This window comes from Bacillus sp. TH50 (assembly GCF_016650565.1).
GTDB classification, from domain to species: domain Bacteria; phylum Bacillota; class Bacilli; order Bacillales; family Bacillaceae_G; genus Bacillus_A; species Bacillus_A mycoides.
The window spans coordinates 1,915,026-1,928,393 of sequence record NZ_JAEKFM010000003.1; the positions used below are offsets into that span (position 1 = coordinate 1,915,026).

The following is a 13,368-nucleotide window of genomic DNA, read 5'->3' on the forward strand; positions in this document are numbered from 1 at the left end:
CCATCTAGACTCTATTCTTACTTCTCTTCTTTCAAGCTCAATTTTAAGCTTAGCTCTTCAAGCTGAGCTTCTGCAACTGGGCTTGGCGCTTCTGTTAATAAGCAGCTTGCGCTTGCTGTTTTCGGGAATGCAATTGTATCACGAAGGTTCGTACGACCTGCAAGTAACATAACAAGACGGTCTAAACCTAATGCGATTCCGCCGTGTGGTGGTGTACCGTATTCGAATGCTTCTAATAAGAATCCGAATTGTTCTTGTGCTTCTTCTTGTGAGAATCCAAGTGCTTTGAACATTTTTTCTTGTACGTCACGCTCGTAAATACGAAGTGATCCACCACCAAGCTCATAACCGTTTAATACAAGGTCATATGCTTGTGCACGTGCTTTTTCTGGTGCTGTTTCTAATAACTCAACGTCTTCACGGAATGGCATTGTGAATGGGTGGTGAGCTGCGAAGTAACGATCTGCATCTTCATCGTACTCAAGAAGTGGCCAATCAGTTACCCATAGGAAGTTAAATTTACTTTCGTCAATTAACTCAAGTTCTTTACCTAGACGTAAACGAAGTGCACCTAAGCTATCTGCAACAACACTTTTCTTATCTGCTACGAATAGTAATAAGTCACCAGCATCCGCTTCTAATGTACTCATTAACACGTTTGCCTCTTCTTCACCGAAGAATTTCGCAATCGGTCCTTTTAAGCCGTCTTCTTCAACTTTAAGCCAAGCTAGACCTTTTGCACCGTATACTTTGGCGAATTCAGTTAATGCATCGATGTCTTTACGAGAGTATTTGCTCGCTGCACCTTTTGCGTTAATCGCTTTTACTTGTCCGCCGTTTTCTACAGCACTTGTAAATACTTTAAATCCACAACCTACTGCAAATTCAGATAGGTCTTTTAGTTCCATTTCAAAGCGTGTATCCGGCTTATCAGAACCAAAGCGAGCCATTGCATCAGCATATTTCATACGAGGGAATGGTGCACTAACTTCTACACCTTTTGCATCCTTCATGACTTTCGTCATCATACGCTCCATCATTTCTAAAATTTCATCTTGTGTTAAGAATGATGCCTCGATATCAATTTGCGTGAATTCCGGTTGACGATCCGCACGTAAATCTTCGTCACGGAAACAACGTGCTACTTGATAGTAACGCTCAAATCCACCGACCATAAGAAGCTGTTTAAATAGCTGCGGAGATTGAGGTAATGCATAAAATTCACCATCATGCACACGGCTTGGTACTAAATAGTCGCGAGCTCCTTCTGGCGTGCTCTTCGTTAAAATTGGTGTTTCAACTTCTAAGAACTCTTCTGTATCTAAGAAGTTACGAATTGTTTTCGTTACGTCATGACGCATTTTGAATGTGTTGAACATTGCAGGACGACGTAAGTCTAAGTAACGATATTTTAAACGCACATCTTCTGATGCATCTGTATCATCAGCAATAATGATTGGCGTTGTTTTCGCTGCGTTTAATACATTTACTTTCGATGCTTGTACTTCAATACGACCAGTTGCCATATTATCATTAATTGCGCCTTCACCACGTTCAACAACTGTACCTTCTACGTGCAATACGTATTCGCTACGAATCGTTTCTGCTACTTCTAACGCTTCTTTTGATGTTTCTGGATTAAATACAACTTGTACGATACCTGTACGGTCACGTAAGTCGATAAAGATTAATCCACCTAAATCACGGCGTTTTTGTACCCAACCTTTTAATTGAACTGTTTGTCCAACCGCTTCTACTGTTACTTTCCCGCATGCATGTGTTCTTTCAGCCACTTTAAGTTCCCCCTATATTAATTTCTCTGCTACATATGAAGCAAATACATCTAACGCTACTTCTTCTTGTCCGCCTGTTGCCATATCTTTTAAGTTAATGATGCCTTTATCTAGCTCATCTTCCCCTAATACAGCTACGTATTTCGCATTTAAACGATCTGCAGATTTAAATTGTGCTTTCATTTTGCGATCTAAATAATCTTTTTCAACTGATAATCCAGCTTTACGAAGATCGAACGCAACTTTTGCAGCACGGTCTTTCGCTTTTTCACCAAGTGCTACAACGTAACAATCAATACTATGTTCAATTGGTAACTCAATATTTTCAGCCTTCAGCGCCATAATTAAACGCTCAATACTCATCGCAAAACCAATACCTGGCATTTCCGGTCCACCGATTTCTTGTACAAGTCCGTTATAACGGCCACCACCACTTAATGTTGTGATAGCACCGAAACCTTCTGCCTCACTCATAATTTCAAAAACAGTGTGTTGGTAGTAGTCTAAACCACGTACTAAATTCGGATCTTTCTCAAATGGAACATCCATCATCGTTAGTAGTTCTTGTACTTTGTCGTAGTATACTGCTGAATCTTCGTTTAAGTATTCTGTAATAGATGGTGCCGTGCTCATTAATTCATGATTACGGTCCTTCTTACAGTCTAAAATACGAAGAGGGTTTTTTTCTAAGCGAGATTGGCAATCAGAACAGAATTCTCCGATGCGCGGCTCAAAGTGAGCAATTAACGCATCACGGTGCGCTTGACGACTCGCTGCATCACCTAAGCTATTTAATACAACTTTAATATTTTTCAAGCCCATACCGCGGTAAAACTCTACAGCAAGTGCAATTACTTCTGCATCAATTGCTGGATCGTTACTACCAATTGCTTCAATACCGAATTGTACGAATTGACGATAGCGACCTGCTTGTGGTCTTTCATAACGGAACATTTGGCCGATATAGTATAATTTTGTTGGTTGTGTTGCATCACCGAACATTTTGTTTTCAACGTAAGAACGTACAACAGGTGCAGTACCTTCTGGACGTAATGTTAAACTACGCTCTCCACGGTCTTGGAATGAATACATTTCTTTTTGTACGATATCTGTCGTATCACCAACACCACGTAAAAATAGCTCTGTGTGCTCAAAAATTGGTGTACGAATTTCTTTATAATTGTAACGACGGCAAATGTCGCGTGCTTGCCCTTCGATATACTGCCATAACTCAACACTACCTGGAAGAATATCTTGCGTTCCGCGTGGGATTTGAATAGACATATTCAGTTCCTCCTCAAATTGTTTTAATCTTAATAAAAATAAAAAAACTCCCGCCTCTACTGTTTGAACAGTAGGGACGAGAGTATTATACCCGTGGTGCCACCCTAATTGAAGCACGTATGCTTCCACTTTTTTAATAACGCTTAAATTTGCGTTCATCTCTACTAAGCGTATAAGCCTTTCAAGTTGAAACCTACAGAGTGTCATTCAATCAGTCATCATGTAGAAATGTTTTCAGCCTAGGACATTTCTTCTCTTTCCATGTGTATCTCATTTACTCTCCTCTATCAACGGCTATATTCATATGTAAATATAAAATTACTATACGTTTGTTGAGTAGGATTGTCAAGTGCTCTAAGAGCGCTCAATTTGCTTCTTTAGGCGCTTTACATCTTGTAGTGAAATTCCAAACTCAGAAGCAAGCTCCATTGAAGTATTGTTTTGTTCTTTTGAAATAAAATCATGAAAATTTACGTTAAACAGTTGATTTGCACCATTTGTAACAGAATGCCCTTTTTCATTCATACGCATACGTATATCCCTCACATTCAATATAGATGTTTTACTTTTTATTGTTCCATATTGATGAAAGAGTTATACATAACCGAAACAGCTATTGATTCCAAATAAAGTGAAACTTTAATGAATAGGGATTTTGTCCATCGCCACTCATTATTAGCCCTCACTAATCAGGCTTTTACGAGCAGTGGATCTCCCACAAATAGCGGGATAAATGAACAAAACATACAACAATGTATGAAAAAAGAGAGGACCTATAATCCTCTCTTCCCCGGCAACACTATTTACTTTCTACAATTAAGGTCACCGGACCATCATTGATTAAAGAAACGTCCATCATTGCTCCGAACTGTCCTGTCTCCACATGCAGTCCTTGTTTACGCACTTCTTCATTAAAGAAATCATATAAATGTTCTGCATAATCAGGTTTCGCAGCATCCATAAAGTTTGGACGTCTTCCTTTACGGCAATCTCCGTATAATGTAAATTGCGAAATAGATAGAACTTGTCCCTTCATATCAAGTACAGAGTGGTTCATCTTTCCGCTCTCATCTTCAAAAATACGTAGGTTTGCAATTTTTTCTGCGATATAAGTTGCATCTTTTTCTGTATCTTCATGCGTAATGCCAACTAGTAATGTTAAACCGAATGGAATTTGTCCTACAATCTCGCCATCTACTGTGACAGACGCTTCCTTTGATCGTTGTAAAACAACTCTCATCTTTTCTACACTCCCTATTAATGCATCATGCGTCGTACGGCATAAATTTCTGGAACACGTTTAATGCGCTCTACTACTTTTTTCAAGTGTTGTAAGTTTCGAATAGAAATCGACATGTTAATCGTTGCCATCTTATTACGATCACTTCTACCAGAAACAGCTGAGATATACGTCTTCGTTTCTGTAACAGCTTGTAATACTTCATTCAATAAACCACGACGATCATAGCCTGAAATTTCAATATCAACATTGTACTCAATTTCTTTTTCAGGACTACCTTCCCAATCTACTTCTAGTAAACGCTCCACCGCTTCTTCTGTATGCACATTGACGCAATCGCAACGGTGAATTGATACGCCTCGACCTTTCGTAATATACCCAACGATATCATCGCCTGGAACTGGGTTACAGCATTTTGATAAACGAATTAACAAATTATCTGCACCACTTACCTTTACACCAGAATCCCATTTTCGAATTTTCATCGGTTTACGAACTTCTTTAACTTCCACGATGTCTTCTTCTTCACGTTGTTTACGGAACTTATCTGTTAGTCGCGTAACAATTTGTGCAGCTGTAATGCCGTTGTATCCAACTGCTGCAAACATATCTTCTTCATTTGCAAAGTTAAACTTCTCAGCAACACGTTTTAAATTATCAAGTGCTAATACTTCTTTCATCTCATACTCTAAGCCACGCACTTCTTTTTCAACAAGTTCACGGCCTTTTTCAATATTTTCATCTCTACGTTGCTTCTTAAAGAATTGACGTATTTTATTTTTCGCATGAGATGTTTGAGCAAGCTTTACCCAATCTTGACTTGGGCCATAAGAATGTTTCGATGTTAAAATTTCAATGATGTCACCAGTTTTCAGCTTATAATCAAGTGTCACCATTTTCCCGTTTACTTTTGCACCAATTGTTTTGTTTCCAATTTCCGAATGGACACGATATGAAAAATCAATTGGGACAGAGCCAAGAGGTAATTCCATTACATCGCCTTTCGGTGTAAAGACAAATACCATATCAGAGAATAAATCAATTTTTAATGACTCCATAAATTCTTCTGCATTAGAAGCTTCATTTTGCCATTCTAATATTTGACGGAACCAAGTTAGTTTCTTCTCTAATGTACCCGTTGTTTCTGCTGCTTTACCTTCTTTATACGCCCAATGTGCCGCGATTCCGAATTCTGCAATCTCATGCATTTCTTTCGTACGAATTTGCACTTCTAGCGGATCACCTTTTGGTCCAATTACAGTCGTATGAAGAGATTGATATAAATTTGCTTTCGGCATTGCAATATAATCTTTAAAACGACCTGGCATTGGTTTCCAGCACGTATGAATAATTCCAAGTACCGCATAGCAATCTTTAATACTATTCACAACGACACGTACAGCTAGTAAATCGTAAATTTCATTGAATTGTTTATTTTGCAATGCCATTTTACGATAAATACTGTAAATATGTTTTGGTCTTCCAGAAATCTCAGGTTGAATTGAAACCTCTTTTAATTTCTCGCGAATGCCAGTCATTACTTCATCTAAATATTCTTCACGCTCTGCACGTTTACGCTTCATTAAATTCACAATACGATAATATTGCTGTGGGTTTAAATAGCGGAGTGACGTATCCTCTAACTCCCATTTAATAGTACTAATTCCGAGTCTATGTGCTAAAGGTGCAAAGATTTCTAACGTTTCATTCGCAATGCGACGCTGCTTCTCTTGAGGCAAATGTTTCAATGTACGCATATTATGAAGACGATCAGCTAGTTTAATTAAAATAACTCGAATATCTTGAGCCATTGCAATAAACATTTTGCGATGGTTTTCTGCTTGTTGCTGCTCATGGGATTTATATTTAATCTTTCCAAGCTTTGTAACACCATCGACAAGCATAGCGATTTCTTTATTAAATTCCCGTTCAATGTCTTCTAATGTAATTTCTGTATCTTCCACTACATCATGTAAGAAACCTGCCGATACTGTAGCCGGATCCATGTGTAAATCAACTAAAATACCTGCAACTTGAATTGGGTGAATAATATATGGTTCACCCGATTTTCTATATTGTTCGCTATGTGCATCACGCGCATATTCATAGGCACGTGCCACTAGCTCAATATCTCCATCCGCTAAATATTGACTTGCTTTCTCGAGTACCTGTTCAGCTGTTAGTACTTGCTCATTTGCCATCGAATCACCTTTTATTGAAAATTGACTTTATCTTTATTGAATAGAATAAATTATATTCTATCATTATAACCCAATGATTGTGAATTGTGAAAAGGAAAAGATTTTACTGACATTTCACCATGTTTTTTTGTGCAATTATACAAAAGTACCCGCTCCTCTCCAAGAGATTCACGGGTACTTTTTTATCACCGTAGTTTCACCTATATAATGATTAGTATTTTTCTAATACTAATACATCGTAACCATCTAACATTTTACGACCATCTAAGTAAGTAAGCTCTACTAAAAATGCAATTCCTGCTACAACTCCACCAAGTTCTTCAACTAGTTTAATTGTCGCTTCGATTGTTCCACCTGTAGCTAATAAGTCATCTGTAATTAATACACGTTGGCCTGGCTTAATTGCATCTTTATGGATTGTTAAAACGTCCGTTCCATATTCTTTACCGTAGTCAACTGTAATTACTTCACGTGGTAATTTCCCTAATTTACGAACTGGTGCGAAACCTACTTCTAATGCATAAGAAACTGGGCAACCAATAATAAAACCACGCGCTTCTGGTCCTACTACAACATCAATGTCTCTTTTATTTGCATACTCAACGATTGCATCTGTTGCTGCTTTATATGCTTTTCCGTCGTTCATTAAAGGTGTAATGTCTTTAAACACAATACCTTCTTTCGGATAATCTGGTACAATTGCGATATGTTGCTTGAAATCCATATTTCTGAATCCTCCTCAGATATAAAAGGTTTGTAAATACAAATCCTTTACCCTAACTGTTCTACTTATTTATGATCACGAATCGTTTCAAACCATGTATATAGTTGCTGATATGTGCTATAAACCAATTCTTTCTCTAATTGTAAATGGTTCATTTTCTCACGATATGTGTTCGATTCAATTAAATCACGCTTTTGTTTTTTGTCTGCCATAAAAATGACACCGTCTTTTATTGTAACAAATTCTAACTCAAAAAACACCTGTGTCATGAAATTTACTGTATCTTTTGACCAACCTTTATGACGACACAGTTGTTCCCCATATTGCCTTAAAGAAAATGGTGTTTTTTGGCTTAAGAAAGAATAGTACCATTTAAAATGTTCCCTCGTTGGGACCGTACTAAATAAATGATTATTCTCTTGATAAAATAGCGTGTAAATTCGAGCTGGGAATCCAGCCTTAAATACATCACCTAATTCATCTGTTCCTTTCGGCAAATCAAGTAGCACAATGTATTGATCATCAAAATGAGCTACCTCTGATGCATGCACGATACGCTCTTTATAGCCTTCTAAAGAAAATTTATTCAATACCTCTTCAGAAAAATACACCATTGTTATTTTTTCTTTCGGAAGTTCTGCTAAATTTGCTTCTACATTACGCATACTACGCCAGTCAAATAATTGCCATGCCTCTACAGCAATATCTTGCACCATTAATTGCGGCTTTTTAAAGTTATTCCATTCATTAATGGACACTTCTCCTACTACAGAAACCTTCGCAACTGGAGAGATTTCTTTCGCATAAGTACCAAATCCAAATCCAATCGTGTCCAGTGTTGCTTGTCCATCACGAAGAGCCATTTTTAAATGCGAACCATCAGATCCAATTGCACGGATACTTTCTAAGTCGGCATCTTTCACCGCAATACGCGGTTTCGGATTTCCTACGCCAAATGGCGCTAACTTTTGCATATCCTCAATCGCGGCAAGCGTTACATCCTCTACTTTACAAAATGCATCCACTGCTGTAATCGGAATAAAATCTTCTGCTGTTAAAATTACATCTGCTTGCTCATTTAACCTGCGTCTTAATTCATCCACATCATTCATATTAAGCGTCATTCCCGCTGCCATCGGATGACCTCCGAAATGCGGTAACAATTCACGGCAATCTGAAAGGTTTGCAAACAAATCAAATCCTGCAATACTACGAGCCGATCCCTTTGCTGTTTCTTTATGAGGATCAATGCTTAATACAATCGTCGGACGATAAAAACGTTCAACTAACTTAGAAGCGACAATTCCAATTACCCCTGGATTCCAACCTTCTTTTGCAAGGACTAATACTTTATTTTCTTCTGGCGGGAAATTATTTTCGACTTCAGCGATAGCTTCTTCAGTAATTTGCTTTACAATATCTTTTCGAAGTTTGTTCAGCTCATCAATTTCTTCAGCTAGCTCTTTCGCTTCCTCTGGATCTTCTGATAATAAAAGGTGTACAGCAGGTGTTGCATCTTCCAAACGACCAACTGCATTAATACGAGGTGCGAGTGCGAACCCGATGCTTTCTTCTGTAATTTCGCTTTGCGAAACGTTAGCAACTTTAAATAACGCCTTTAAACCGATATTCCGAGTCATTCGCATATGCTTCAGTCCACGCTGTACTAACAATCTATTTTCACCGTGAAGCGATACTAAATCGGCTACCGTACCGATTACTGCAATTTCCAACAAATGCTCTGGCACACGGCCCAAAAGTGCATGTGCAACTTTAAATGCAACACCAACACCCGCTAAATAATGAAACGGATAAACACGGCCTTCTAATTTCGGGTGAATAATCGCAAGTGCCTCTGGTAATTCTGGTGGTGGCTCATGATGATCTGTAATAATAAGATCTATTCCAAGTTCCTTCGCTACCTTCGCTTCATGTACCGCTGCGATACCAGTATCGACAGTAATAATTAGTGAGAACCCTGCACTGTGCGCCCAACGAAACGCTTCTTCATTTGGCCCATAGCCTTCAGTAAAACGATTTGGAATATAAAACTCTACTTCTGCACCTAATTCTTTGAGAGCAAGATATAACACAGTCGTACTACTTACTCCGTCCGCATCGTAATCGCCAAATATTAATATTTGTTCTCCATTTTCAATAGCTTTTTTCACACGTTCTACAGTCCGATCCATTCCTTCAAGTAAAAATGGATCATGAAATTCTTGATCTGCTGTATTTAAAAAGTCTACAATCTTATCTTCTGTATTTAAGCCTCTGCCAAGAAATAATGAAGTCACAAGAGGTGATAGTTGCAATTTATTTGCTAATTCACTCACTAGTTCCTCATTATATTCTTTTTCTTTCCAACGCGTCTTCGGTTGTAACACGAAATCACCCCTTAACCTATCCATTATACAAGACAGATTAAGGGGTGACAATATAATGCAAACTACGATTAGATATCTATATAATTAAATATCCGTTATGTTTAATTTGGAGAATACGGATTAATATGTACAAAAACGTTTTGTACGTTATCTTGTTTCATAAGTTTTTCTTTTACATGTTTTCCGATGCGGTGACCTTCTTCTACAGTGATATATGGATCTACAGATACTTTAATATCGACAATAACATAGTGGCCATGTTCTCTTGCATATAAAGAGCCGATTTTTTTCACACCTTCCACTTGAAAAACTGCCTCCCTAAGCGGAACAACATCTTCTTCATGCAGAACATGATCGAGCGTTGCATGAATAGCTTCTGCTCCAATACTCCACGCCATCTTAGCAACGAGAATTGAAACAAATAATCCCGCAATTGGATCGGCATATACAAGCCAATCTATACCTAACTTACCGCCGATAATAGCTGCACAAATGCCGATTAAAGCTGCAATTGAAGAAAACACATCCGAACGATGTTCATATGCATTTGCAATAATTGCATCACTATTTATCCTCTTCCCTAATCGATATTTATACTGAAACATCCCTTCTTTCACTACAATCGAAAGAATAACTGCAAAAATTGTAATTCCTTTTGGCGGTTCTAAATCTTGTGAAAAAGCTTTTATAGACGAAATCGCTATCTCTATTCCAACAATAAATAATAATACCGCAACAATAATCGCTGAAATCGATTCTGCTTTACCATGACCATACGGATGATCTTCATCAGGCGGTTGCTTTGCTGCTCGTAATCCAAAAAGTACAGCTAACGAGCCAATTACATCTGATCCAGAATGCACCGCATCCGCTAAAAGTGCCTTACTGTTTCCAATATAACCAATTACCGCTTTTACAATCGCTAATATAATATTACCAACGATTCCGACAATAGCACCAAACTCGGCCTGTTTAAAACGTTCATCTTTTTCCATAATTAAAATCCCTTCTTTTCTTAACCTCTCTTTTTATCCCGCTTTAACGAGCAGTAAGACTCCCACTTATTAAAGTTTCACTTTATTTTAACAAAATCAGCGATAACATCACCACTTTATTCCATTTCATTCTTTCAAAAGTTGCTATCTTATTGTATCCACAAACGAAAAAAGAGATGCCTCATAATGAGACATCATCTTTTTTATACTTGCGGTTCAGGTTCTTCTTTCTCAACCTTCTTCTTGTTTTTGCCCTTTTTCAAACGACGGTTTTCAAGCATTAACCAAATTTGAGAAGCAACGAAAATAGAAGAGTACGTACCTACAACTAATCCAATTAATAATGCAAGTGAGAAGTTACGCAGTGATTCACTACCGAAAATAAGTAGTGTGATTACTGGGAATAACACTGTTAACACTGTATTAATTGAACGACCAATTGTTTGACGAATACTTGAGTTTACGATTTCTTCTAAATCTTTTATGTCGCGAACTCGTTTTTTCTGTTTGTATAACTCACGGTTTCTATCAAACGTAACAATCGAGTCATTGATAGAGTAACCAATAATCGTTAATACCGCAGCGATAAACGTTAAGTCTACCTCTATCTGGAAAAGACTAAATACAACAATCATAACGAATGCATCATGTAATAATGCGATTACTGCAGATACTGCGTACGTAAGACGGAAACGAATACTTACGTATAGAACGATTACTGCAGAAGCAATTAGTACTGCGATAAATGCATTTCGTGCAATCTCTTTACCGATTGTCGGCGAAACTGTACTTACATTCGGATCTGTACCGTATTTATCGTGGAAGAATGTTTTTGTTTTCGCAATTTCATCTTTTGATAGAACACCTAATGTACGAACTGCGAAACCTTTATTGTCATCTCCAGTCGGTACAATATTTTCTTCCTTCACATCGATGTTCAATTCTTTAAAATCTTTATGAACATCAGACACAGTAACTGCTTGTTTTGATTGCAAATCGATACGTGTCCCACTTGCAAAGTCAATACCAAGATTCATTTTGAAAATCGGTAATATAATTGCCCCAGCAATTACGACTACAATTGAGAATAAGAAGAATTTATGACCGATATTTACGAAGTTAATACGATCAAATCTCGTTGGCGGATGTACTACACCTTTTGTTAATGGAATAATATCCTTTTCCTTAACACCAAAGTAAGATTGTTTTTTATCGAAGTAACGGCTCTTTACAAGTAAACCTAGTAAGAAACGAGTACCGAATACGTTCGTAATGAAACCGACTAAAATACTAACAATTAAACTTGTTGCGAAACCTTTTACAGAGCTATTACCGTAAGCAAATAATACACCCGCTGCTGCAATCGTTGTAATGTTCGCATCTAAAATTGTTGCTAATGAACGATGGTTACCAGCACGAAATGCTGACATCATTGACTTACCAATTTTCAGCTCTTCCTTTAACCTCTCGTACGTAATAATATTCGCATCTACTGCGATACCTACCCCGAGCACTAATGCCGCAATACCTGGCAACGTGAGAACCGCATGCATCCAGTTAAAGACAAGTAATGTAACGAAAATGTATAAACCTAACATAATAACCGCTACAAGCCCTGGTAAACGGTAGAATACAAGCATGAATAAGAAGATAATAGCAATACCGATTGCACTAGCGAAAATCGTTTGCTCTAATGCTTGTTGACCAAATTTTGCTCCAACAGATGTTGAATACATTTCTTTTAAATCAACAGGAAGTGCACCTGCATTTAATAAAGATGACAGTTCTTTCGCACTTTCAACTGTAAAGTTTCCACCTACGATAGATACTTCAGCTTGATTAAATACTTGTTCTACTGTTGCCGCTGATAAAAACTTTGGATTCGGTTTTGCAGATTCTGCTTTATACGAATCTTTTCCTTCTTCAAAATCAAGCCAAATTACCATTAAATTCGTTGGTGGTGGCATTTTTGAAATCTTCTCTGTTACTTCACGGAATTTTTCAGCGCTTTTTAACGTAAGTCCAACACTTGGACGACCTTTATCATCAAATGTTTGCTTCGCTCCGCCGCCTTTTAAATCCGCTCCATCCATAAGAAGGTTGTCATCTACATCACGGAATGTTAATTTCGCTTGCGTTGATAACATTTCACGTGCTTTTTGCTGATCTTGTACACCAGCAAGCTGCACACGAATTCGATCTTCCCCTTCGATTTGAATGTTCGGCTCACTTACACCGAGTGCATTGACACGATTTTCAAGAGCACCTACTGTACTTACAAGTGCATCACGATCGATTTTATCACCTTTTTTGGCTGGTTTTACTTCATACAGAATTTCAAAACCACCGCGAAGGTCTAGTCCTAGACTAATTCCTTTTGCTATGTCTTTTCCTGCCGCACCAATTACTCCACCAATTAATAAAACGATGAGGAAAAAGGCGGCAATTCTTGTACCACGCTTTGCCATATGTACCCTCTTTCTGCTACTAACACTTTCAATAAATCTCTTACGATTCATTTTCGCACGTGTGCATACGCCTAGTTAGTAGACTTACTTTCTATAAAATACATGTATTTCCGCTAGTTCATCACTAGCTGTGTCGGTAAGCTTTTCACAATACCTACACTTTCATTATTTATTTTTTCTCTTCACTACCTCCTTTATATATAATCTTAGACATAATTAATTCCTCTTTATCAATACCTATCATTATACTGCAAAAGGAAGAACAAACCAATTACA

The 13,368-nt window shown here is 37.7% G+C and carries 9 protein-coding genes and 1 other annotated feature; all 9 genes read right to left on the bottom strand.

The features are described from left to right. Positions 1-17: 17 nt before the first annotated feature. The 9 genes from aspS to secDF all read right to left on the bottom strand — a co-directional run bounded on the left by aspS (position 18) and on the right by secDF (position 13,092). On the bottom strand, positions 18-1,793 hold the full coding sequence (gene aspS, locus JFU23_RS09955) for an aspartate--tRNA ligase (RefSeq protein WP_002015297.1): 1,776 nt from the start codon (positions 1,791-1,793) through the stop codon (positions 18-20). A gap of 12 nt (positions 1,794-1,805) precedes the next feature. Further along, on the bottom strand, positions 1,806-3,077 hold the full coding sequence (hisS, locus tag JFU23_RS09960; protein ID WP_012261743.1) for a histidine--tRNA ligase: 1,272 nt from the start codon (positions 3,075-3,077) through the stop codon (positions 1,806-1,808). 69 nt (positions 3,078-3,146) lie between these two features. Beyond that, positions 3,147-3,377 (bottom strand) — a binding site (T-box leader). A 54-nt stretch (positions 3,378-3,431) separates the two neighbouring features. Beyond that, the gene (locus tag JFU23_RS09965) at positions 3,432-3,608 is read right to left on the bottom strand and encodes a hypothetical protein (RefSeq protein WP_001242605.1); all 177 of its coding nucleotides are present in this window, start codon (positions 3,606-3,608) and stop codon (positions 3,432-3,434) included. Between the two features lie 268 nt (positions 3,609-3,876). Next, the gene (locus tag JFU23_RS09970; RefSeq protein WP_002015302.1) at positions 3,877-4,317 is read right to left on the bottom strand and encodes a D-tyrosyl-tRNA(Tyr) deacylase; all 441 of its coding nucleotides are present in this window, start codon (positions 4,315-4,317) and stop codon (positions 3,877-3,879) included. Positions 4,318-4,334: 17 nt separating this feature from the next. After that, complete coding sequence (gene relA / locus JFU23_RS09975) at positions 4,335-6,518, bottom strand: GTP diphosphokinase (RefSeq protein ID WP_002015304.1); 2,184 nt, start codon at positions 6,516-6,518, stop codon at positions 4,335-4,337. Between the two features lie 211 nt (positions 6,519-6,729). Continuing rightward, positions 6,730-7,242: an adenine phosphoribosyltransferase gene (locus JFU23_RS09980; RefSeq protein ID WP_002015305.1), complete on the bottom strand. Its 513-nt coding sequence runs from the start codon at positions 7,240-7,242 to the stop codon at positions 6,730-6,732. A 65-nt stretch (positions 7,243-7,307) separates the two neighbouring features. Next, a complete protein-coding gene (recJ, locus tag JFU23_RS09985) occupies positions 7,308-9,629 on the bottom strand; it encodes a single-stranded-DNA-specific exonuclease RecJ (RefSeq protein ID WP_201031816.1) in 2,322 nt (773 codons plus the stop codon). A 101-nt stretch (positions 9,630-9,730) separates the two neighbouring features. Next, positions 9,731-10,624, bottom strand: a complete 894-nt coding sequence (locus JFU23_RS09990; RefSeq protein ID WP_002015308.1) for a cation diffusion facilitator family transporter — start codon at positions 10,622-10,624, stop codon at positions 9,731-9,733. A gap of 203 nt (positions 10,625-10,827) precedes the next feature. Next, entirely contained in the window at positions 10,828-13,092 is a 2,265-nt protein-coding gene (gene secDF, locus JFU23_RS09995) for a protein translocase subunit SecDF (protein WP_201031817.1), read from the bottom strand. Positions 13,093-13,368: the final 276 nt, after the last annotated feature.

Coding starts and splice junctions, on each gene's coding strand:
- JFU23_RS09990 (WP_002015308.1), bottom strand. CDS start 10,624: ATGGAAAAAGATGAACGTTTTAAACAGGCCGAGTTTGGTGCTATTGTC.
- JFU23_RS09965 (WP_001242605.1), bottom strand. CDS start 3,608: ATGCGTATGAATGAAAAAGGGCATTCTGTTACAAATGGTGCAAATCAA.
- secDF (WP_201031817.1), bottom strand. CDS start 13,092: ATGGCAAAGCGTGGTACAAGAATTGCCGCCTTTTTCCTCATCGTTTTA.
- hisS (WP_012261743.1), bottom strand. CDS start 3,077: ATGTCTATTCAAATCCCACGCGGAACGCAAGATATTCTTCCAGGTAGT.
- JFU23_RS09980 (WP_002015305.1), bottom strand. CDS start 7,242: ATGGATTTCAAGCAACATATCGCAATTGTACCAGATTATCCGAAAGAA.
- relA (WP_002015304.1), bottom strand. CDS start 6,518: ATGGCAAATGAGCAAGTACTAACAGCTGAACAGGTACTCGAGAAAGCA.
- JFU23_RS09970 (WP_002015302.1), bottom strand. CDS start 4,317: ATGAGAGTTGTTTTACAACGATCAAAGGAAGCGTCTGTCACAGTAGAT.